Consider the following 23,563-nt stretch of genomic DNA (forward strand, 5'->3'; position numbering starts at 1 on the left):
GTCATAAAAAAAGATGTACATATGTTAAAATCATTTCAAACATATAGGATCCGCAAGAAACATGGTGGAACGGAGGTAGAACGGATTGATGACCCGTCTGTCAAACTATGTCATTCTTACACTCGCTATTCTTATGGTATCGGCTGCATGCATCAGCATGGCCCGATCATCGGGAGCGGATGGCGGAAGTACGTCTTCTGATCGCACAACCAGCATTTCGATCATGGCCAACCTGCACACCACCGAAGTTCCCTCCGATCGGATCGAGAAATGGATCGAGGATAAAACAGGCGTTCAGCTGAACATTCAGTGGGTACCCGACGGGAGTTATGATGAGAAGGTATTTGCTTCGCTTGCAACAGGGACTTTGCCGCAAGCACTGTATCTGAAGAATGCCGCATCCTTGTCCTATTTCAGGGATGAGATTCGGAGCGGGCTATTCTGGGAAATCGGCCCGTATCTTAAGGACTATCCGAATTTGCAGAGATTGAAGCCCGAGGTTCTGAAGAATACGGCCATCGATGGTAAACTGTACAGCCTGTATCAGGAACGTGCCTTAGCCCGTTCAGGCATCATCTACCGTAAGGACTGGGCAGATCGGCTGGGACTACCGGCACCGGAAACGCTTGATGAATTATATGAAATGTTGAAAGGGTTTACATACCAGGATCCGGACAACAACGGTATCGACGATACCATAGGTTTGACGGACCGTAACGATTTGATCTATGGGGCTTTCAAGACGATTAGCTCCTATTATGGAACTCCGAACAATTGGGGATGGTATAACGATTCATTGCAGCCGGAATTCGTCTTTCCAAAGTATATGGAAACGATGAAGTTCTTCAAGAAGCTTCATAGCGAAGGATTGATAAATGAAGACTTCCCGATTACCAGCAAGACCGACCAGCAGGAGCTGTTCGTAACGGGAAAAGCTGGGGTTTATATCGGTGCAATGGGGGACGTACTGTCCCTGGAATCAAGGCTGCTGGCGAATGATCCCAAGGCCGTGCTGGACGTTCAGAATCGGATTCTCGGGCCGGAAGGGTACGGGATATGGGCTTCGCAGGGTTACGGGACGGTGATCTTGTTTCCGAAGTCCGCGATTGCTACGGAAGAGGAATTGAAGAGCGTGCTCTCTTTCTATGACGCACTGATGAGTCCCGAGCTTGCAAACCTGATGTATTGGGGCATCGAAGGGATCCATTATACCGTTCAGGATGGCAAAGCGATGGCGGTGGATGCATTTGAGCTAAGGGAAAAGGATGTAAAGCCCTATCAGGCTTTAATGGCTGGAGGCTCCAGCACTATACCGGGCATGCTGCAGCCGGTTACTCTGAATCAAGCGAAGGATAAGGCCGAGCGGCTGATTTACGATAATGAGCGTTTCCTCATCTATGATCCCACCGCACCGCTGGAGTCTCCGATGTATAATGAGATCGGCGTCAGATTGAATGAACGCATGCGGGATGCCACCTATCAATTTATGCTAGGGATGATCGATGAGCAGGGATTTGAGGCTGAGATCGATCGTTGGCTGGAAGAGGGGGGGAGGCAGATTATCGAGGAGTATAATGTTTCATACCGAAGCACGGTCGGACCCTATTTACATGAGAAATACCGCTAAGGGATTGATTTCCCCGGCGGTATTTTTTTGTTGTGCCATGGCGCGAGCAATCTCATGGACAACATAATCATTAGATTTGATTCCACTCCATTAAATGCCGGTCGGGACCGAACTTCCCATATCCAATCTGAGGATTATATACGTACCAGACTTCCGTCATCTAAGCTTTTCTTGTCAGTCCATATTCAAATTTAAAACGGAGGTCAGAAGATGAAGAAGAATAAAGCCAGTACTATCCTGGCAATTGTAACCGCTTTATCCGTGCTGGCGGGCTGTGGCGGCAACTCCGCCCCAGCAGCAACCGGCAGCTCAAATGGCAGTCCAGCGCAAGGCGAGAACAAGAGCGAACCGGTAACCATCTCGATTATGGCCAACCTCCATACCCCTGAAGTTCCCTCCGACATGATTGAGAAGCTGCTGGAAGAGAAAACAGGCACCAAGCTTGACATTCAGTGGGTGCCGGACGGCACTTATGATGAAAAGGTCAATGCATCCTTTGCAACCGGAACGCTGCCGCAGGTGACGTACCTGAAGAATGCCGCCTCGCTTGTGAATATGCGTGATGCGATCCGCAACGGGCAATTCTGGGAGATTGGGCCATTGCTGGGTCAATACCCGAACCTCAGCCAGCTGAAACCTGAAGTGTTAAAGAACACGGCGGTGGACGGTAAAATTTATGCGTTATACCGTGAAGTGCCTTTGTCGCGTCAGGGCATCATTTACCGCAAGGATTGGGCCGATAAGCTTGGGCTCAGCGCCCCGACCAATGTAGACGAATTCTATAATATGTTGAAGCAGTTCAAGGAGAAGGATCCTGATGGCAACGGCAAAGAAGACACCATCCCGCTGACGGATCGAAATGACCTGATCTACGGCGCGTTCAAAACGATAAGCTCGTGGCTCGGCACGCCGAATAACTGGGGCGAGAAGGACGGCAAGCTGGCTCCCGAATTTATGTTCCCTGAATATATGGAGACGATGAAATTCTTCAAGAAGCTTCACCAGGAAGGCCTGATCAATCAGGATTTCCCGGTTACCAGCAAAACGGACCAACAAAATCTGTTCATTACTGGCAAGTCGGGTGTATATATCGGAGCGATGGGGGACGTATCCAGCCTGCATCCCAAGGTCGTTGAAGTGAATCCGGATGCGGAACTCGATGTTCAGAATAAAATCGAAGGAGGACCGAATGGCTTCGGAATCTGGTCGGTTCCCGGCTATGGCTCGGTGATACTCTTTCCGAAAACAGCCATCAAATCAGAAGAGGAACTGAAAGATGTGCTGGCCTTTATGGATCAGTTGATGAGTCCGGAGCTTGGCAACCTGATCTACTGGGGGGTTGAAGGACAGCACCACAAGCTGGAGGAAGGCAAGGTCATTCCTTCGGAAGACACCAAGCTGACCGATCGCGAAGTGAAGCCTTATCAAGCGATGCAGGTCGGCGGGCCGTTAACGATCGAGGGTTTTTATGAACCGAAGCATATGCTCCCTGTCAAAGCGAAATCGGAGGAAATGATCACGGAGAACAATGATTATCTCATTGAGGATCCTTCGGCATCACTGGATTCCAAGACGTTTAACGAAAAAGGTGTACAGCTGCAGGAGATGATTAAAGACGGCACGTATCAATTTATGCTTGGCGATATCGATGAGGCCGGATTCCAGGCGGTCGTGGATAACTGGCTTAAGAGCGGCGGTCAGCAAATCATCGATGAGTTCAACGTATCCTACGAATCATCCAAATAACGAACATGCCAGCATCCCGAATGGCCGGGGACTGCGATGCTGCAGTCTCCGGAAGGCTTCGGGATAGAAAGGAAGTCTGAGATCATGAGCGAAACCGCAGTGAAGACCGGGATGAGCAAGGGCGCCCCCAAAATACCGGAGTCCGGTCGAATGAGGAGAATCATAAAAAACCGGGCGATCTACCTCATGATTCTTCCGGGATTTTTATACTTCCTGATTTTTAAATATATCCCGATGTCGGGATTGATTATAGCCTTCCAGGATTATCAGGCTTATCTAGGCGTTACGGGCAGCCCCTGGGTGGGGCTCAAGCATTTTGAGCGGCTGTTTACCGAGCCGATGTTCTTCACGATTTTGGGCAACACGCTGCTGCTGTTTTTCTTGAACCTGGCCTTCTATTTTCCCGTGCCGATCATTCTTGCCTTAATGCTCAACGAGGTTCGGCGCGAAGTGTTTAAACGTTTTATCCAGACGCTGGTGTATATTCCCCACTTCATGTCCTGGGTTATCATCGTATCCATTTCGTTTGTCATGCTCTCGATGGATCGCGGAATCATTAATGAATTGCTGGTTATGGCCGGATTCGAAAAAATCAATTTCCTGATGAGCAGCGAATGGTTCAGGCCGATGTATGTTATGCAGATCATCTGGCGGGAGGCAGGCTGGGGGACGATCATCTATTTGGCTGCCATGGCGGCGATTGATCCCGGTTTATACGAAGCGTCCCGGATTGACGGGGCCAGCCGCTTTCGGCAAATGTGGCATATTACGCTTCCTTCGATTCGAAGCGTGATCGTCGTTTTGTTGATTTTGAAAATCGGCGATGTGCTGGAACTTGGGTTCGAACATATCTATCTCCTCTTAAACTCAATGAACCGGAATGTGGCGGAGATATTCGATACGTATGTTTATACCGCAGGTCTTAAGCAAGGTCAGTTCAGCTTCAGTACGGCGGTCGGGTTCTTTAAATCGCTGATCGGTCTTATTCTGGTGATGCTGGCCAATTGGCTGGCCAAAAAAGCGGGAGAAGAAGGCATCTATTAACTACAGAAAGGTGGACCGCTATGGTACAAGATAAAACGATATCGAGCCGAATCTTCGATATCGTGAACTATACGCTGCTGTTGATCATTGGCCTGGTTACCATCCTGCCTTTCCTTCACGTCATCGCCGGATCCTTCACAACCGTGACGGAGCTGGCGCAGAAGCAGTTTGTCCTGTTTCCGACCGTATGGTCGCTTGATGCTTACAAATATGTGTTTTCAACCAATACGGTGTTTCGCTCGCTTGGCGTTTCCGTGGGCGTCACCTTTTTGGGTACCTTGTTCAGCATGCTGTTAACCTGCTTGATGGCATACGGACTGTCGCGCAGGGATCTGGATGGCCGTAATTTCATCATGTTCATGGTTCTGTTCACGATGCTGTTCAGTGGCGGAATGATCCCAACGTTTCTCGTGGTGAAGGAGATGGGGCTGATCGATACGTATGCGGCGCTGATTGTCCCGACGGCGATCAATGCCTTCAATCTCATCATCATGCGTAACTTCTTTCAGAACCTGCCTGAGGGATTGGAGGAATCCGCGAAGATCGACGGGGCCGGCGATTGGGGCATCCTGTTCCGAATCGTGATTCCGCTGTCGATGCCTGCTATTGCGACCATATCGCTCTTTTATGCGGTTACCTACTGGAACACGTATATGTCGGCGATTTTGTACTTGAATGATGCGGCCAAATGGCCCGTGCAGGTCATCCTGCGGCAAATCGTCATCCTTGCCAGCGGTTTGGCGGCAGACACCTCCGGCATGGACGAATTTGTCCGGCCGCCGGAGCAGACGGTGAAGATGGCGGTCATTGTCATTGCCACACTGCCGATTCTGTGCGTATATCCGTTCCTGCAGAAGCATTTTGCGAAGGGTGCGCTGCTGGGTTCAATCAAGGGATAGAGAGGAGCGAGGGATCGTGTTGGAAAAGAAACAGTGTGCACCGATCATTGCTGGCAATTATGCCGACCCGTCGATCATCCGGGTTGGCGAGGATTATTACATGACACATTCCTCCTACAAGCTGACGCCAGGTCTCGTCATCTGGCATTCGCGTGATTTGCTAACTTGGAGCCGGGTTGGGGCAGCATTGCCCCAATACGAGGGGGACGTATGGGCGCCGGAATTCGTGGCTCATAACGGCATGTATTATATTTATTATCCGGCAGCGCGAACGAACTGGGTGGTAACGGCATCCAGTCCGACGGGACCGTGGAGCAAACCGATCCATTTGGGGATCAAAGGAATTGATCCGGGGCACACGGTAGGACCGGACGGAAAGCGTTATTTGCATATGTCGGGCGGTGATTTTGTAGAGCTAACGGCGGACGGACTCGCGGTTACAGGCAAAGTCAGACATGTGTATAACGGCTGGCGGTATCCGGACGATTGGGTCGTGGAGGCTTACAGTCTGGAGGGGCCGAAGATTACCGTTCACGATGGATATTACTATCTGACGGTGGCAGTTGGGGGGACAGCTGGACCGCCCACAAGTCATATGGCCGTGTCGTCAAGATCCAGAACGCCATGGGGACCTTGGGAGCACTCTCCGTACAACCCGATTGTTCATACGGAATCCAGGGATGAGCTCTGGTGGTCCAAAGGACACGCCTCGTTGATAGACTCCCCGAACGGCCAGTGGTGGATGGTCTACCATGCTTATGCGGGCGGGTTCCATTCGCTGGGCAGGCAGACCTTGCTCGAACCGATCGAATGGACTTCAGACGGATGGTTTCGTGCTGCAGAAGGTCGTGAGGGACTTATTGGCGAGTACGATCGGCCGCATGATGAAGGTGAAATCAATGCTGTGAATCAAGGTGTTACATTCAGGGATACCTTTTCTGGAACTGAGCTGGGTTTGCATTGGCAGTGCGAAGGCGTGGAGCCTTTCGCCCGGTTCCATCCGAGGAATCATGAATTGGTAGCCGAGGCAGCATCCGAGGAGGCAAAAGCTTCTCCACTGCTCTACATGGCAGGCCATAAGCGTTATTCAGCAGAGGCCGAGATCATCGTGGAAGGTCCGGCAGAAGGCCGTCTGCTGCTCTATTATAACGATGCGGCATATCTCGGGTTGGGAGTCAACGAGCGCGGGGTCCGGCATTTCCGGTCATTCAAGGGCTATGGGACGATGCCGAATGATCAGCGCAGGGCATTTTTGCGGTTGGTTAACGATGCGCATATCGTTTCATTCTATTACAGCTTCGATGGGGTGGAATGGCTCCGGTATGACAAAGTGGCGGATGTTTCAGGATTCCATCACAATACGTTTGGCGGGTTTCAGAGCCTCCGCATCGGACTGGATGCCGTCGGTAAAGGCAGGGTGATTTTTCGGAATTTTTCATATAACGTCATAAGCAGCTGAAAGAAGGGATAGGGCATGACAAAGAGATTAGAGGACATTCTGACGGGTGGCGACGGGCTGTTTGAAGGTTTCTTCGAATGGCTCGAAGGACAATATGACGCTGCTTCCGGCGGCTTTTATTATGCCCGCAGTTCAAGGGATTCTGATGCGTTCACGCCGGACATCGAATCGACGGCGCAAGCATTGGGCATAATCGAGCGCTGCGGGCTTCAGCAAAGGCTGGCCGATGATATTAAGACGGGCATCGTGCGTTTTTTTCAGTCGAAGCAAGACCCTAGGGCGGGGTATTTCTATGATGCCGATCCCAGGATGAGAAAAGACGATGTGATGGTGGGACGTGCACTTGGTTACAGCGTAGGAGCACTCCGAAAGTTGGGTGCAGCCCCTTTGCATCCGCTGCCGGGCAATCGGAATATGGCTCCGGCATACTGCCGTTCTCCTGAGGCTTATGTGGAGTGGCTGCGGTCGATCAGTCTTGCGAACAGCTGGCGTGGCTGCGACCGGCTGTGTAACTCGGCCCCCTATTTAAATCAGATGACGCCTGCAGATCGGGAGCCGTTCTTATCTGAAGCTCTGTCTTATTTTGCGAGTATACAAGACCCCGTGACAGGGTTGTGGGGTGAAGGCACCCTTTATGTGCGAATATCGGGAACCTTCAAGCTGTTGACATTCTATAACCGGTTTCAGGCTCCCCTGCCGCGGACGCCGGAAATATACCGTTCCCTGCTGCACGCTCTGCGGAACGAGAAGGCCGTTGACATGTGTTATATCCGGAACCCGATCAGCCTCCTGACCTCGATGAAGCTGCGCATCCCGGAAGAGGACGTTCTGGAGATCGCGGAAATCACCTTGCGGAATATGGCGCGGCTCAAGCGGGCGGACGGCGGATTTTCCAGGGAAATCGATCATTCCCCGCCGGCACCGAATGTGGCCCAAGTGAAGCAAGGTGAGTATTATCCTGACATGCCGGAGGCGGTTTCACTGGGCAAAGGTGAGGTCGAAGGGGACATGAATGCCGGAACGCAGGCGATTCTTATCCGCTATTCGCTCCGTGAGCTCGGGGGGCTGCAGGAACGAAAGCTGGATATTTCCGATTCTGTGTTCTCATCTTTACGAGCAGATACGGGGATATGATTTACGAGTCATGACCTCTAAATGTATAGAATCAATCAGCCGAGATGATTCTCTGAATTTTTATGACATGGATAATAGGAATACATAGACCTTCCGGCGAAGAAGTATGAAGGTTTTTAATTTAATGAATCGATGAACGCGAAAATTCGGTACTTGGATTAACAGAGGAGGAGGATCATGGCGGAAATCGGAGTTTGGGAACAAGCGGAGCCCGGGGTAACAAGGAAGGTGTTTCAACCCGGAACCGGGCTAATGATGATGGAGGTGCATTTTGAAGAAGGGGCGGAAGGTGCATTGCACAGCCATCCCCATGAGCAGATGAGTTACTGTCTGAAGGGCGCCATCGAATTTTATATCAACGGTGAGACAACTCTGGTGCGTCAGGGAGATACCATCGTCATTCCCGGCGGAGCGGAGCATGGGGTAAAAGCACTGGAACCCTCCGCTCTTTTGGATACGTTTACACCGCTGAGACTGGATTTGCTTGGTCTCTGAGTGCCTAAGGCTGAAGGAAATGTAGAAATGAATGAATAGACTTGAGATGAAGACAGAAAGGAATGGATATGATGAAGCTTTGGGAACAGGATATTCCCGGACATGAGTCGGTGGAAGAGAAATTCACACCCTACATCGTACCTTATCTATTACAAAATGAAACGCCCCACGGAGCCGTGCTTGTGCTTCCGGGCGGCGGGTACCAGCAGCGTGCGGATCATGAGGGTGATCCGATTGCCATGTGGCTGAATTCAATTGGGCTATCGGCCTTTGTCGTTCATTATCGTGTTGCCCCTTATCGCCATCCATATCCGCTAGGCGATGCCCAGCGTGCCATCCGGCTTGTAAGACATCACGCCAAGGATTGGAACATCGATCCGGACCGTGTTGGAATTCTCGGGTTCTCGGCAGGCGGACATCTCGCAGCGAGTGCCAGCACTCATTTCGATGAAGGAAATCCGGAGGCCGTGGATGCTGTGGACCGGCAGAGCTCCCGTCCGAACGCTTCCATTCTCTGTTACCCGGTCATTTCATTTAAGGATTATTACCATGAGGGCTCCATGACCAATTTGTTGGGAGAGGATCCGCCGGAAGAGTTGAGAAATACATTGTCGCTCGAGCTTGCAGTGAAACCGGAGACCCCTCCGTCCTTTCTGTGGCATACCGCGGACGATGGAGCGGTTCCTGTCGAGAACAGCCTGATGTATGCCAAAGCGCTAAGTGAGCAGCGCATCCCGTTTGAGCTTCATGTTTTCCCGGAGGGTCGGCATGGCCTTGGTCTTGCGGAAGAAGATGCCAGTGTTTCACAATGGACGGGCCTGTGCGCAGGCTGGCTGCAGAAGATCGGATTCCTGTCGCAAGCGGTCGTTCAGGGAAGGTAGACGGATGCAGCTAAATTGAACTCATGAAAAAAAACAAGCTCATCTGAAAAATCATCAGATGAGCTTGTTCGTATAACCTAAAGATCAGGACCGGCCTCTAATCTCCTGTCGGAGGAACAGGACGTAAGAGATGGCGAAGCAGATCAGCGTGGCTGCGGTCAGTCCGGTAATTTGCGGCCAGACGAGCAGCAGGCTTTGACCAAAGGGCAGCGGACTAGCGATGGCGCCGTACACTTGCTCCTGCGTGAGCGGTCCGAGATTGCGGATGGACGGCATCAGCAGAGTGCTCGTTGCCTCATTAAACAGGGTATATGGCGACAGCCGGCCAAGCCAGAGCATCAGATTCTGATAGCTCATGACATCATGGACCGTGGCTGAGGCAGAATCCGGAGCCAAACCCCGCGCCAGCAATCGCAGGATCATATCAAAAAAGAAGCTGAAGAACAGCCAAACCGCAATGCTTGACAGGGCGGAAGTCGCAGGCTGGCGGAATCTTACGGAGAACATAATGGCCAGATTCAGCCAGAAGCCAACGTAAAATATGGTCACGACCAGAAAGCTGATGGTTCTCAAAAATTCCTCGAAGGTTGGGGGTATGCCGATAATCAGGGTGCCCAGCGCCATGGTCAGCAGCCCGAGCGTGATAAACATGATGCTGATCACGATCAGGGAGGCGGCGAATTTGGCATTGAGCAGGTCGTCGCGGTGAATCGGCTGGGCCATGATGCGGCTGAGCGTCCCTTTGTTCCGTTCACTGTTAACGGCATCAAAGCCCATGCCGATTCCGAGCAATGGACCTAAGAAACCGACAAACCCGATGAAGGTCGGGAGGGTGCCGTCCGAGAGGGTGAACAGCTTCAGGATGGCAAAATCATCGACCCCGTTCTCTGACCCGAGGGCTTCACGGATGCTGTTCATTGCCGTATATAGCGAAGCCACGCAGGTTAAGGCAATGATGCCCAGCAGTAAAATGAAGCGCCAGCTCCGGATATGGTCCGCGATCTCTTTACGGACCAGCACGCCGAAGGCTGAAGGCGTGGACGGTTTGACTGCTTCTACTGTCGCCGTTTGGTCTGGCCTGTTGGTGCGCTTGGAAAATGTTTTTTTTGTGTTTTCGGAGAAGGACTGCAGCCGGCGGCCAATGCCAGCCAGCTTACCCTGTACGCTCAGCACTCTTCGCTCTGCCATGCTCATCACCTCCTGCAAAATAACGGTGGTAGATTTCGTCCAAACCATACTGCTGGCGGTTCAGAGAGAACAGCTGGGCACCTGCATTCACGACCGTTCGGGCAATTTCAGGGCTGCAATCCCTATCGGCCCGGATCAGAACCTTAACCGCCGGAAGGTTTCTGATCCGGGTGTCCGCATGCTCAGCCGTATCGCTTTCGACAGACGGTACCTCGATCTGGTGAACCCCTTCGATGGTGCTGATCTCATCCCGCAATTCGGGCCGTAGCTCATCTAGCTCCACCGTGATTTTAATCGGATCATCCGCGAACAGGGTCCGGGACAGCCCCACGACATCCCCTTCGGCGAGCAGCCGTCCCCGCACGAACAGGCCGACGCGGTCGCAAATCTGCTGAACCTGGTGCAGCTGATGGGACGATAGCAGTACGGTAAGGCCCTGCTCACGGCTTAGCTTCCGTATCAAACGCAGCAGCTCCTCCATACCTGTTGGATCGATGCCCAAGGTCGGTTCGTCCAGGATGATGATTTCCGGGGATTTCATCAAGACGTCCGCAAGTCCGAGCCGCTGTCGCATTCCGCGGGAATAAGCCCCGGTCTTCTTATGGGCTGCATGCGTGAGCCCAACGTGCTCTAACAGCTCCAGTGCCCTCTCCCGGGCTTGGGAATCGGGGATTCGATTCAGCCGTGCCGTAAGCATCAGATTTTCGAGCCCGGTTCGGTCCTCGTAAAAGCCAACGTCGTCAGGCAGGTAACCGACCCGCCGCTTGACCGGGATCGGTTCTCTTGTCGGATTGAGGCCAAGCACGTTAATGGTTCCTGAATCCGGTTCGCTGAGTCCGAGCAGCATCAGGATGGTGGTGGATTTGCCCGCACCGTTCGGGCCGAGCAGACCGAAGATCTCGCCGCGTTTAATTTGGAGGGATAAACGGTCCACCGCCTTCGTTTCATTGTAGCTCTTCGTCAATTCGTGAATGTCAATGACCGTATCCATCAAGGTTATCTCCTTCCGTATTTACGAATGAGAACATAGATGACTCCCAGAATTGCAACAATAACGAGCACGCCGATCCAGCCCCACAGCATGGAGCCTTTGACGGCTACGCGGAATTGGGCGTCGGAGCTTGCTTCAGCCGCGGCGGCCTTCAGGCTGGTAACATAATCACCCGCAATGGCTTTGTCGCTTGAGGTCAGTTTGGCTTCTACCGTTGTGGATTTGCCTGCGGGCAGATTTTCGATCGTTTTCGGATTGAAGCTTACCTCCCAATCCACCGGCGTATCGGAGCTAAGATTAATATCCGAGAGAGGTGCCGTCCCCGTATTTTTGACCAGCAGCTCGATGGTTTTGCTGCCGCCCGCATTGACGTTTGTGCTGAGCAAACCGCTTGGTGTTGTAAGCTCCAGCCCATAAGAGCCCGTAATGACAGCTTCCAGCGCAAGCTCGGAGGATGTCGATGAATTGGAGGCGCGGATCGGAATGGAGAAGGTGCCTTCCGTCACTTCGGCAGGCGGTTTGACATCGACAGTAATGGATTGACTTGCACCGGCTTCGATTTCGACGGAGGATACCTGCTTGCCGCCGGAGGTGAATGTAACGTCCCATCCCGCTTGGGCATCGGCCTGCAGAGCATAGTTTTGTTTATTGGCAGTTCGGTTTTGCAGATTCACCGTGTAGGTAAACGTGGAATCAGCATGCCCCTCCAGATTGGCCTGATCGGTTGTGAGCTCGGTCTGATAGGTTCCTTTTTCCGTAATATCGACAGTTAATGGCAGACTGGCTATGGATCCCGCCGTTACTTGAAACCGGTAGGTGCCTTTATCTACTTTGAGCGGCACGGTAACCTCCAAGGACACCGATTCCGATTCACCCGGCTTCACGGATACTTCCTTCAGCTGCCAGCCTCCGCCGTTAAGCTTGGTGCTCCAGCCGCTCGGCAGGCTGTTGATTTGGAGCGGAACCGTAATGACGCCGCTCGTATTGTTTTTGACTTCAAGGGGATAATTGATGACTTCCCCCGGCGGAACGGAAATCGAGGTGTAAGGTGTGTACAAGGTGATTTCCCCCGCCGCGAACGCGGTATTTCCTCCACTTAACAAATAAGTACCCAGGATGAACAAGAGCAGCAGGTTCAGCTGCTTTGCTCTCTTTCTAAGCAATTTCATGACACTACCCCTCCTAATTTATGGATTCATAATGAGTACGTTGGAAGCACCGGGTTTGGATTTATCGGAAAGATTAAAATTAGCTAAAAAATTCATTAAAGGAAGCTGAAAAGTGCCCCGGTTTATTCAAAAGACAAGGAGCGTTTGCTAAAATATTGAATCGAAAATGGCAGTGCGAAAGGCAGGCCATCATGATGATTTGAGAGGAGAACAGATTAGGGGGAGTCAGGAATGAACGATCATTCTGCGATGTGGCTGGAGGAGATTGCAGAAGGTTCGACCGCAGCATTCAGGCACTTCTATGATGCTAATGTCCGCTTGGTTTATCGGCTGGCTTTGCAGATGACCAAGGATCCGGCCGAGGCGGAGGATGTATGCCAGGATATCTTTATGGAAGTGCTGCATAAGGCGGATCAGTATGATCCTGCACGAGGAAGCGTTGAGGCTTGGCTGGCCGTGAGAACACGGTGCAGGGCGATGGATCGGCTGCGCAAGCGGCAGCGCACGGCTGCAGCCGAATGGATCGAAGAGGCGCTGCCGGAAACGGCATGGAGCGAAGAGCAGGAATCGGTAGAGTTGGCCGCCTTGCGCCGATTGGAGCTGGAGCAGGTAAAGGAGGCGCTCCAGGGCATTCCGCCCCTTCAGAGGATGGCGGTTTACGGAAGCTACGTCGAGCAGCGCTCCCACCGGGAAATGGCGGAATTGTTAAACCGGCCTGTCGGAACCGTCAAATCCTTAATCCGGTACGGCATCCACAATGTTAGACGGCGGCTGGATGCGATGAACGGGAAGGAAGGGGGGAGCTCGCAGCATGAAACATTCAAAGCAAGACCATGAGCGTTTCGCTCAAGACAACTTTGACTGCCCGTTATATCCCGAGGAGAAGCTTGTTGATTACGTTATGAAGCGATTGCCGTACGCGGAGAGGAGGAATATCGAGCACCATCTTAAGGAATGCAAGACATGTTTCGGGACAGCGGCTGAATGGGCCGACCTTATGGGAGCAGAAGGTATCGCAACGCCATCACATGAATCCGATGTAATCGAGCAGGAGCTGTTTCGAAGCGGTGATATTCATGGCGAACCGCTTGTCGGATCGACTCAGCCTGCAGGTACGGAGACGGCCATTCGGGAGTCAATGAAGAATCAAGCCGCGGATGGACACATGCCTCCCAAACGACTGCGCAGCAGGCTCCTGCTTGCGGCTTATATCCGGTCCTTCCGAAGCAAAATCCGAATCAGGAAGCATGTTGCATTGCAGGCGATATCCGGAGCACTGTTCATCCTTTTGATAGCCGGTTTATTCACCTTGAAGGGAAACGACGCTCAGACCCATGCGGCCTTCGAACATACGGTGAGCCAGCGGATTGCCGATATGCAAAGCGAGGATACCGAGCGGTATGTTATACAGCCGGTTGAGCCTTTCTACGGCAGCGGCTCGGTGTGGCTGAAACGCGGCTCGGGAGAAATGCTGATCGTTGTGAACGGCCTGCATTCCTTGGAGGAGAAAGACTATCAGGTGTGGCTTCAGGATGAGGATCGGCTGTCGAGCGCGGGCTTTATGCTTGTGCAGGGCCCGCAGGGAAAGAGCTATTATTACGGTTTCGGAGCGGAGAAAGCGAAGCGGATTGTTGTGAGCATGGAACCTAAAGGGGGGAGCCGGAGACCGACCGGGCCCGAAGCCGTCCTGGTGAATATGGGGCCTTGATGCCCAGGTATACAGGGGAAATAAGTTATCCAAGGGAAACGCCGTGTCTAAAAACAATGTAAATCGAAGGCGGTGAGTACGGGATGTGGCGCGCAGATGTTTTTCTGGAGTCCATGTATAACGAGGCAATGGGCCGAACAAAAGACAGGCAGGTTTCCATGAGCGCCGAAGAGCGCAAAGGGCATTTAAAGCAGACGCTTCGGCAATTGATCGGTGAATTCGAATCCAATGACAGGCATAAGCCTGTACTGCTCGAACAGGAGCCGTGTGACGGATATATTCGGGAGAGGGTGGAGTTATCCGCCGTACCGGGCGTATCCTTTGCGGCGTATGTATTAATTCCGGATGGGAATCAGGGGGAGCCGATGCCAGCAGCCGTCGCTGTTCATGGTCATGGCTATGGCAGCAGGGAAATTATAGGGCTGAAGCAGGACGGCTCAAGCGATCCTGATGCATCTGGTTTACATCGGCATTTCGCTGTACAGTTGGTACGGCGGGGCATGGTGGTGATCGCTCCGGATGTAGCCGGTTTCGGTGAGCGTCGCCTTGCGGCGGATCTCGCACTGAATCCGGATGCCCCGAATTCCTGCCACCGGCTGTCCACCGGGCTGATGATGCATGGCAAGACGCTCGCCGGTCTCCGCGTAACCGAGACGCTGAAGGCCTTGGAGTATGTGGCCGAACGCCCGGAGGTTCAGGCTGACAGAATCGGCATCATGGGTTTTTCGGGAGGCGGGTTTATCTCGTTTTTGAGCGCGGCGCTGGATGAACGGATTCGGGCTGCCGTGCTTGCGGGATATCCCAATACTTTTAAGGACAGCATTATGGCGGTGCAGCACTGTGTATGCAATTACATCCCCGGCATGCTCAACCATGCCGAGCTGCCGGAATGGATGGGGCTGATCTCACCTAGACCTTTGTTTCTGGAGTCGGGAACCCATGATCGGATATTCCCGGCTGCGGGCTTTGAAGCCGCAGCTCATGAGCTCAGGGAAACATATCGGCGCACCGGTGCGGAGGAGAAGCTGCAAACCGATCTGTTCTCCGGGGCACATGAAATCAGCGGCCGATATTCTTACGACTGGTTGTTCGAACGGTTAAGCAGCCCGGATTTGTGAAGGGTACTCTTCCCTGGCCGTTTCTGATCAGGCACTAATTGTAACAGGGCATCGCACGTATGGGCCGCAAGAGACTATGGGTACAGGTGAAAGAGAACAAAAAGGGACTCCTGAATCATCAGGAGTCCCTTTTTTTATACGTTATGCATGGTCGCCGCTATAGCGCTAGGGTTTACTCCAAGTCATCCTGCCAATCTTCGAGCAGGGAGTTCGCATCGGTATTTAATACCGTTTTGGCTTGAACGCTGACGTTGCGTCCCATCGGCTCTTTATTCAGGTGCTTGGTGAAATTCTGCATATGCTTGACGGCATGATCCACTCTTCCCAGATCTAGTTGATGCTGTACCTGGTTAAGAGCGTTGATCAGCTGAGGAATGAGCGCTCCGCTTACATCTCCTGAATCTGCGAATCGGGCGATTAATTGTTTCATGGAAGGCACGCTGGTGATGACCCGGAACTGGATTGTTTTCTGAAGTTTGTTACCGGAGCGGTCTTCAGTCGTAACCATTGCAGTTATGTCGCCCAAATTCCCGGCCAAATCGATATCAGTAGCGTCCTTGGTCAATGGATCCAGCGTATATACTTTATCGCCGATGGTTATTTCGGCTAATTGGATGGCGGAAGTGTCGATAATTTTGAAGCTGAGGACCATGTAATCCTCCAAAGCATCGCCATCCTCCAAGCTCTTGCCATTGGCCGTCAGAGAGAAGGAAGGAGAATCGGTAACCTCGATGGTGACTCCCTGCGATACATTCCCGGACCGATCAATGGACCGGATGAAGAGCGAATAGTCCTTGCCCGCTTCGATTCCCTGTATCACCGCTGTTTGAATTCCCCGATTTACATCAATGACGTCGCCGACCTGCTGTCCATTACTCCGCAGCGTAATTTGCACTTTTTGAGCATCGATATCGTAGGGACCATCCCAAGACAGCGTTATGTTTCCTTCACCGCGCTTCACCTGCACGTTCTCAACCTCACCCGGGGCAACGTCATCCTCTTCGGGTATGGTAGGAGGAGCAGGCTCCGTAAATACGGCCGGATCGCCAAAAGTGAATTTATCAAAGTTGTATAACCAGTCTCCACCTTTGAAAGACATGAATACAATGTGTTTTCCCGTTACAGGGGTCGTTACATCCGTCGAGGAAACTTCGAAATTTTGCCAGCCCCCGGTTCCTGAGACGGTGGCTGTTGCAATGACCGGACCGCCCAGACTGTCCAGTCTGACCTCGATCGTCCCGCCAGCCGTGGCGCTGGCTGCGTTGACATGGAATTGGGTAGGGCTTTCGCTGCCAAAATCGACATAATTATACATAGCATAAGGGTTATTTGGACCAAACATCCCGGCTAAGTAAGTTTCCCCGCCGCCGGTTTCTCTGCCGAAACCTACCCCGTTTGTATAGTTTTCAGCTTCCAGCTTCTTGTAAGCATCTCTTGCTTTTCCTTTCATGGTGGTAAAGGTAAACCACTCCAGATTGAGAGGGTAGTCGCTGCCATTCGCTCCCTTGAAAACAAGATATACATCGTGAACGCCTACAGCGAGGGTGTCATCGATATTCGCCATGATATCGACCCAGTTATCCCAGCTTCCCAGCGCCGGAATTTGAATGACACCTGCGGTAGGCCCATCCAGACTGTCCAATTTAACCTCGATCGTGCCGCCTTGATTGCCGCTGGCCACATGCACCGTGATACCAGCCGCGCCAGATCCGAAATCAATTCCTTCATAAGAGGCATAGGCATTGTGATGGATTGCGTCCAAATATCCGAACTCGGCATGTTTACTAAGTCCTTCGCTGCTGTCGTAATTTCCGGCCTTAAGCTTGGCATAGGCGTCGGTTTCCGTCGGGTCCGTCGTTGTGAATTTAACCCAGTTCAAATTGAATAAATAATCGTCGTTTGTCTTGGTGAAGACAAGATACACATCATGGACGCCGGTTATGGTGCTTGGCGCTCCCTGGTCATCTTTAAGGAGGGTGACGGCATCGATATATTGATTCCAGTCGCCCGTTCCCTCTACGTTCAAGGTCCCGACTTTGGGGCCATCCTTGGAATCAAGCCGGATCTCGATTTGACCTCCGCCCGTTCCGCTGGACGCTCTGGCAATGAACCCGATCGCACCGTCTGATCCGAAGTCCACATTTTTGTAAGTTGCATAAGAGCCATGCTGTATTCCGCCTAATTGCAGCGAACCTTCGAACGCGCCTTCCAGAACGAAACCGGACCCGATATTGTAGCGTTCCGCTTCGATCTTATCGAAGGGGTTTTTAACGCCATAATGAAGCTCCGCTTCCATCGGCTTGATACCGTTTAAAGCTTGAACGGCTGCGGCCGAGGACCAGGATTCATAGGTTCCGGACAGCAGTTGTCCCGCCCAGTTTCCATCCACGATATGATCCGAATTCCGGTGACTCCAGGCCATTTCGATATTGAATGCAAGCCATTCGTCGAATTCAGCACTGAATTCCGGGTACTGGCCGGTTTCATCCAGTGTCTTTTGCAGATGGGCCAGATTGCGCATCAGGATCGTTTTGCCGCCTTTCAGATCCCCGTTGGGGCCTTCATAATTCAACACCCCGTTTGAATCCACCAGATGGTTTTTGGTGAATTTAGCGGCTTTGACCGCGTCATCGAGGTAAACGGCATTTCCGGTCGCTTTATACAATCCGACGGCCGACCCGATGTATGTACCCTGGTTGTAGTGAGTGGCATCCGGAACCGCGCCATGTTCGATTTCGATGCGGTCGAACACTTTTCCGTTTCCGTCCGTAAGCATCGTTTTGCCCCATCTGAATATTTTGGTTGCCGCGTTTAGATAATGCTCATCTTTCGTAATATCGTAAAGATAAAGCGCCGCTTGCGCCGCCGGGAAATTAATGCACGCATTTTTGGTATTATGGTCGCTGTTCAGCCACCAAATGCCGCCGTTTGCGAACTCTTCATCCCACTGCGTATCGTACACAAAATCGAAATGATCCCTCGCGGCTTCCAAATATCTTGGGTTTCCGGTGATTTGATAGGCTCTGGCGCTTCCCATCGCCCACCACATAATATCGTCATTGAACGGGTTATTCGTCCAATCTTGGCCGTACTTGGCGACGGTGCCGTCATATACATCGTCGATCTGCGTTTTAAGCTCGGCTTTCAAGGCAGAATCGGATGTATGCTGATACGCATCCATGACCAATTCCCACAGCTCTGCCTCCACCCAGAAGTCTTGATGCTTTTCGCGCTTCGAGTCCTTCCAGAACATCTTGGCGTTCGGATCCCAAAATGTATCGTTAAAAGCTCTCATCGCTGTATCCCCATCTGATGCGGTATAGGCGTAGGCTTTGGACGTTCCGAAGCCGGGCATGGAACCGAGCATGAGCGCGATAGCCAGAGGCACCGCAAGAAACCTGAAAAGTTGACCTGATCTTAGTGACATGAATGTTCCTCCTCTATTTTCAAATCGAAGCCGATCCGTTCCATTCATGATCGGCTTCATGAGCTTAACGGTTCCGGTTACTACTTGCCGGTCGTAATCACTTTGTTGATTTTTTCGGCCATCACATCCAGTTCGGTGATCGGGGCTTTGCCCATCAGAATGTTTTTCCATGATGCTTCAATGAACGGGTACGCTTTGCCTGCCCATGTCGACAGGAAACGAACCGGCTGCGTATTCTGGGATTTCAGAATATGATCAAGGCCTTCGCCCACTTCAGGATGTCCGGCCGCTTTCAGCGCTTCGTAATAAGCTGCGGAAGATGCTTGATAGGCTGCAGGAGCCACCGGGGTTGAAGGGAGGACTTCCTCGTACATTTTGGAATCCAGGTACTTGAGCACTTTCCATACCGCTTCCGGATTTTTGAGCGTTGCCGGACTGGACCAGCCGACAGCATCATAAATCTCGGTCTGGCTGTTTACCACCGGCATCGGCACGTAACCCCACTCCAATTCCTTCGGAGCCGTACGGATCAAGTCATCGGCTACCCATTGCCCCTGCAGGGTCATCGGGACTTTACCTTGCTTGAACGAACTCATGGCATTCGTTAAGTCAAAGGTAGGGGGATTCATGTAACCGTTTGCAATGGCAGCCTTATATTTTTCGACTCCCTCTCTGAACGGGTCACTGATTTCCACCTTCGTTGGATTAATGATGGCATCAGCGAAGGGAGCGCCGCTTGCGGATACCGAATAGAGAGAGACATGGAAGGGGTCAAGGGGGGCATAATAACCAAATTGCTGCACGCCGCCCTGATTGCTCGAAAGTTTCTCCATCGCCGTGAAGAATTCATCATAGGTCCAGCCAATCTTCGGTTCCGGAAGGCCTGCATCCTGGAATGATTTTTTATTGTAAAAAATGCCGTATGTGTTCAAGAGGCCCGGCAATCCGACCAACTTGCCTTCATAGTACCAGCTGTCTACCACGCCGTCGTAAAAGCCCTCCATGAACGCTTTGTCCTGTGTTGCAAGCTCCGTCCAGTCATAGAGAAGTCCTTTGCCGGCATTATCGAGCAGCATGTCGTTACCGGTCATGAAGATGTCGGGTGCTTTCTTCGCCGTGATCATTCCGTTAATCTTGACACCGTAATTGTCCAATGGAGTAGGGATGAGCTTCACTTTGATGTCAGGGTTATCCTCTTCGAATTTTTTCATGGATGCCATGATTTTTTCGTTCATGGCCGCCGACTCCCAAGTAATCATCGTGACTTCGACGGGTTTCTTGGACCCGGCATTATCTTCTCCGGATGGTGTGTTCCCGGGACTCGCCGAACCGGAGCCTCCGCCGCTGTTGCCGCCGCAAGCGGCTAGCAGACTTGAAAATAACAGTAAAGCGATGATTCCACTGGCCCACTTTCTAACACCCTGTCTCATTGAAAGACCTCCCCAATGGTAAATTTAATGAACTGAACATCACCTGTTTTTTACTTCAGTCAATCCCGGTCGGCATCACCTCCCATACGGTTGGAAGCTTTACTTTAAACCCGCGGAATTCATGGAGCCAAGCCCTTGCATAAAAAACTTCTGCCCAAAGAAGAAGAGCAGCAGCATCGGCAGGATATAAATTAAATCCGCGGCCATAAACAGATTCCAGGCTGTCGCATAGGTGCCCGTATAGGTTGCCATCGCCAGTGACAGCGTCCATTTGCTTGGGTCGATAATATAGAGCAGAGGTTCCAAATATTGATTCCATGCCCCTTGGAACGCAAAGATCACCATGGTCATGATGACCGGCATGGACATAGGCACCAGTACCTTGAGCAGCACATAAAGGTCCGATGCCCCGTCTATTTTGGCAGCCTCGTCAAATGAAACGGAGATTGTTTTTATATACTGGACAAACAGGAACGAGAACGTGGCGTTTCCAAAAAAGGCGGGCACGATGATCGGCAGCCAGGAATCGTACCATCCGATGCTGGTGTACAGGTTAAACATAGGGATCATGCCGACAAATCCGGGAAGCATAAGGCTCCCTACAAAAAGCGAGAACCACAACTTTCGTCCCGGGAACTTTAGCCGTGCCAGCCCGTAGCCCACTAGAACTGAGCTTATAATCTGCCCGATCGTGCAGGTAATCGCGATAAACAGGGAGTTGCCAAACGTTTGCCAAAAGTTGATTTCCTTCGTACCGGTTACAAAATTGGACCAATGAAACTCCCGCGGAAACCATTCGGGCGGAATTTTGAACACGTCATTGTTGCTCTTCAGCGCAATGGTAACCATCCACAAGAGGGGGAACAGCATCGCAATGGCGCCGATAGCCAATAGGACAAAACGAAAGGCATCAATCCAATTAAACCGTACTCTTCGCTTAACGCGTATGTCTGCTGCATTCAGATTTCCTTTGGGCCGTACTTCCGTTTGCATCACTTCTTACCCCCTTATTTGTCGCTTTCGTAATAAACGAACCGGTTGGAGTACCGGTAAGAAATTACGGTAAAGATCATGATGATGACGAACAGTACCCACACTTCTGCGATTGCATAACCAAACATTCTTCCATTGAAGGCGTCGGTATAGATTTTGTAATTCAGCAGGGAGGTGGAAAAGTTCGGGCCGCCTCCGGTCAACACCTGAACCTGGTTAAACGCCTGGAATGCGCCGATGATGCCGAGTATAAGCTGCAGGAACAGGATCGGGGTGATCATGGGCAGCGTAATGTTAAGCGACATCCGCCACCTGGAGGCGCCGTCGACTTCCGCCGCTTCATACATTTCCTGGGGAACCGACTGCAGACCGCTCAGAAAAATGATGACACTGGATCCGACCTGCCATAAACCGATTAACACGATCGATGGAAGCGCTGTCGTTTCACTGGTCAACCAAGTGCCCGGTGGCAGTCCGAACTCTCTTAGCAGTGAATTTGCCAGACCGTATTGCGGCTCATAAATAAATTGCCACAACGTGAGCGTGGCGATGGAGGGAACAACAACGGGAAGATAAAAGATCGTACGGAACCATTTGATGCCTGCCAAGTTTTTGTTCAGCATCATGGCCAATAACAAGCCTAGAATCAGTGATAAAGGAACACTCAGCATAACGAAGTAAAACGTTGCCCGGATCGAAGGCCAAAAAGCCGGATCCTCGGTGAACAGGTATCTAAAGTTCTCAAAGCCGACAAAACGGGGAGAATCGTAGCCGCTCCATTCTGTCATGGCGTAATACATGGAGGACAACAGGGGGTAGGCGACAAAAATGCTGAAGCCGATAATGGACGGTAAAATGAACAGATATCCGATGACCCAGCCGCGAAGCTTCCTAGTGGTTCCCATGGTGATTCCGATGACCTCCTCCGGTATCATTCGCTTTGACTCGAATGCCGCAGTAATCCATAATCAGCTCGCAAAACATCATGTTAGCCCAGGAAAACCATGGGCGGGTATAACGGGCAGGGTCGTCTACCAGAAATCCTTCATGCATCATGCCGGTGCCTGCATCGGTATCGGCCATTAGCCGCAGCAGTCGAAGTTTCTCTTCCCGATCCGTGGTCGTCAAGCCTTGAATCGCCAGCGCAATCGGCCATATATAACGATCCGGCGTGTGGGGGCTACCGACGCCTGCGGCGGCAGTGCCTTGATAATAGTACGGATTGGCGTGGCTCAGCACGAACCTGCGGGTATTCTGGTAGACCGGGTCATCAGCGCTTGTATAACCCAAATACGGAATGGACAAAAGGCTGGGGACGTTGGCGTCATCCATCAGCAGATGGTTTCCCATCCCGTCCGTTTCATAGGCATATATTTTGCCATATTCGGGATGATCGAGAACGCCGTACGACTCAATGCCGTGACGGATCTCAGCGGCAAGTTTCTCCGCCTCCGCTTCCAGTTCGGGATCGCGCAGGACATCACGGCAAATCTTCGCCAGATAACCGAGCACAACGACGGCGAACATATTGGACGGAATGAGGTATCCGTAGACGCAGGCGTCGTCGCTCGGGCGGAAGCCGGACCAGGTCATTCCTGTGTAAGCCACTTCAGCCCCTTTTCCACCGCGCGGCAGCGTATCGCTTGGAGGACAATCGAAGCGTTCGAAGTAATACGGCGAATCGGTTTCGTGATGCTGCTCGGTTCGCCAGATGTCCAGAATGACCCTTGCGGCTGAATGGAACGTTTGATCCAGATGCGAGGTCCTACCGGTTTCTTTCCATAACAAGTAAGCAAGCTGAAGGGGATAGCATAACGAATCGATCTCATATTTGCGCTCCCATAGCCATGGATTCATGGCGGTGCGGTCGTTCTGATGGCCTTGACCAGAAGGCGAATCATTGAATGCATTGGCGTATGGATCGAGCAGGATGAATGCCGTTTGTCTGCGTACGAGTCCCTCGATCAAATCGGCCAGCTTGTCGTCGTGGCCCGCAGGAACGAGGAAGGGCCGGATTTGCGCAGCCGAATCCCTAAGCCACATGGCTGGAATATCGCCGGTAATGACAAAGGTGGTACCGTCGGGCTGTCGTTTAATGGTCGAACTCAGCGTGTTGTCCAGCATGCTCTTGAACATATGTCCGAGCTTCGGATAAGCTGAGGTGCCTTCGGTTATCGTGCGGTTCAAATCATGCAGTACAGAAAAATAGTCCAACGTGTACATGTAAGCTCTTCTCCCTTCCATTCTTCAGGGT

General features: G+C 52.0%; 19 protein-coding genes. 11 read left to right on the forward strand and 8 right to left on the reverse strand.

Annotated features, from left to right (window positions below):
• Positions 1-88 precede the first annotated feature (88 nt).
• From MKY48_RS09245 to MKY48_RS09280, 8 genes are all read left to right on the forward strand, one after another.
• Entirely contained in the window at positions 89-1,627 is a 1,539-nt protein-coding gene (locus tag MKY48_RS09245; protein WP_339292795.1) for an extracellular solute-binding protein, read from the forward strand.
• Between the two features lie 210 nt (positions 1,628-1,837).
• Positions 1,838-3,373, forward strand: a complete 1,536-nt coding sequence (locus MKY48_RS09250; protein ID WP_339292796.1) for an extracellular solute-binding protein — start codon at positions 1,838-1,840, stop codon at positions 3,371-3,373.
• Between the two features lie 111 nt (positions 3,374-3,484).
• Positions 3,485-4,417 (forward strand): sugar ABC transporter permease, encoded by a 933-nt coding sequence (locus tag MKY48_RS09255; protein WP_076321288.1) that lies wholly within the window; start codon positions 3,485-3,487, stop codon positions 4,415-4,417.
• A 20-nt stretch (positions 4,418-4,437) separates the two neighbouring features.
• The gene (locus tag MKY48_RS09260) at positions 4,438-5,316 is read left to right on the forward strand and encodes a carbohydrate ABC transporter permease (RefSeq protein ID WP_071222846.1); all 879 of its coding nucleotides are present in this window, start codon (positions 4,438-4,440) and stop codon (positions 5,314-5,316) included.
• A gap of 16 nt (positions 5,317-5,332) precedes the next feature.
• Positions 5,333-6,775 (forward strand): family 43 glycosylhydrolase, encoded by a 1,443-nt coding sequence (locus MKY48_RS09265; RefSeq protein ID WP_339292797.1) that lies wholly within the window; start codon positions 5,333-5,335, stop codon positions 6,773-6,775.
• 15 nt (positions 6,776-6,790) lie between these two features.
• Positions 6,791-7,909 carry a hypothetical protein gene (locus tag MKY48_RS09270; protein WP_339292798.1) on the forward strand — a complete coding sequence of 373 codons (1,119 nt, stop codon included), beginning with the start codon at positions 6,791-6,793 and terminating at the stop codon, positions 7,907-7,909.
• Positions 7,910-8,086: 177 nt separating this feature from the next.
• Positions 8,087-8,404 (forward strand): cupin domain-containing protein, encoded by a 318-nt coding sequence (locus tag MKY48_RS09275; RefSeq protein ID WP_215157421.1) that lies wholly within the window; start codon positions 8,087-8,089, stop codon positions 8,402-8,404.
• 71 nt (positions 8,405-8,475) lie between these two features.
• Complete coding sequence (locus tag MKY48_RS09280; RefSeq protein ID WP_339293484.1) at positions 8,476-9,285, forward strand: alpha/beta hydrolase; 810 nt, start codon at positions 8,476-8,478, stop codon at positions 9,283-9,285.
• 84 nt (positions 9,286-9,369) lie between these two features.
• On the opposite strand, the gene MKY48_RS09285 is transcribed toward MKY48_RS09280, so the two are convergent.
• Genes MKY48_RS09285 through MKY48_RS09295 form a run of 3 tightly spaced genes read right to left on the reverse strand, consistent with a single transcriptional unit; the run spans position 9,370 to position 12,633 of the window.
• On the reverse strand, positions 9,370-10,473 hold the full coding sequence (locus MKY48_RS09285; RefSeq protein ID WP_339292799.1) for an ABC transporter permease: 1,104 nt from the start codon (positions 10,471-10,473) through the stop codon (positions 9,370-9,372).
• Positions 10,439-11,464, reverse strand: a complete 1,026-nt coding sequence (locus tag MKY48_RS09290; RefSeq protein ID WP_339292800.1) for an ABC transporter ATP-binding protein — start codon at positions 11,462-11,464, stop codon at positions 10,439-10,441. The genes MKY48_RS09285 and MKY48_RS09290 overlap by 35 nt, the downstream gene beginning before the upstream one ends.
• Before the next feature lie 5 nt (positions 11,465-11,469).
• On the reverse strand, positions 11,470-12,633 hold the full coding sequence (locus MKY48_RS09295; RefSeq protein WP_339292801.1) for an NEW3 domain-containing protein: 1,164 nt from the start codon (positions 12,631-12,633) through the stop codon (positions 11,470-11,472).
• 231 nt (positions 12,634-12,864) lie between these two features.
• Here MKY48_RS09295 and MKY48_RS09300 point away from each other — a divergent pair, with 231 nt between their 5' ends.
• The 3 genes from MKY48_RS09300 (at position 12,865) to MKY48_RS09310 (ending at position 15,459) form a co-directional block, all read left to right on the forward strand.
• A complete protein-coding gene (locus tag MKY48_RS09300) occupies positions 12,865-13,470 on the forward strand; it encodes a sigma-70 family RNA polymerase sigma factor (protein ID WP_339271875.1) in 606 nt (201 codons plus the stop codon).
• On the forward strand, positions 13,445-14,341 hold the full coding sequence (locus tag MKY48_RS09305; RefSeq protein WP_339271876.1) for an anti-sigma factor: 897 nt from the start codon (positions 13,445-13,447) through the stop codon (positions 14,339-14,341). The genes MKY48_RS09300 and MKY48_RS09305 overlap by 26 nt, the downstream gene beginning before the upstream one ends.
• An 83-nt stretch (positions 14,342-14,424) precedes the next feature.
• Positions 14,425-15,459: an alpha/beta hydrolase family protein gene (locus MKY48_RS09310; RefSeq protein WP_339292802.1), complete on the forward strand. Its 1,035-nt coding sequence runs from the start codon at positions 14,425-14,427 to the stop codon at positions 15,457-15,459.
• A gap of 172 nt (positions 15,460-15,631) precedes the next feature.
• On the opposite strand, the gene MKY48_RS09315 is transcribed toward MKY48_RS09310, so the two are convergent.
• The 5 genes from MKY48_RS09315 to MKY48_RS09335 all read right to left on the reverse strand — a co-directional run bounded on the left by MKY48_RS09315 (position 15,632) and on the right by MKY48_RS09335 (position 23,532).
• The gene (locus tag MKY48_RS09315; protein ID WP_339292803.1) at positions 15,632-18,886 is read right to left on the reverse strand and encodes a carbohydrate-binding protein; all 3,255 of its coding nucleotides are present in this window, start codon (positions 18,884-18,886) and stop codon (positions 15,632-15,634) included.
• A gap of 80 nt (positions 18,887-18,966) precedes the next feature.
• Positions 18,967-20,316: a sugar ABC transporter substrate-binding protein gene (locus tag MKY48_RS09320; RefSeq protein WP_339292804.1), complete on the reverse strand. Its 1,350-nt coding sequence runs from the start codon at positions 20,314-20,316 to the stop codon at positions 18,967-18,969.
• A gap of 99 nt (positions 20,317-20,415) precedes the next feature.
• Positions 20,416-21,309: a carbohydrate ABC transporter permease gene (locus MKY48_RS09325; RefSeq protein WP_339271880.1), complete on the reverse strand. Its 894-nt coding sequence runs from the start codon at positions 21,307-21,309 to the stop codon at positions 20,416-20,418.
• 14 nt (positions 21,310-21,323) lie between these two features.
• Positions 21,324-22,214: a sugar ABC transporter permease gene (locus tag MKY48_RS09330; RefSeq protein WP_339271881.1), complete on the reverse strand. Its 891-nt coding sequence runs from the start codon at positions 22,212-22,214 to the stop codon at positions 21,324-21,326.
• Entirely contained in the window at positions 22,201-23,532 is a 1,332-nt protein-coding gene (locus tag MKY48_RS09335; RefSeq protein WP_339292805.1) for a glycoside hydrolase family 125 protein, read from the reverse strand. The genes MKY48_RS09330 and MKY48_RS09335 overlap by 14 nt, the downstream gene beginning before the upstream one ends.
• Positions 23,533-23,563: the final 31 nt, after the last annotated feature.

Origin of the sequence: Paenibacillus sp. FSL W8-0187 (assembly GCF_037969755.1) — a bacterium.
GTDB lineage: Bacteria > Bacillota > Bacilli > Paenibacillales > Paenibacillaceae > Paenibacillus_AQ.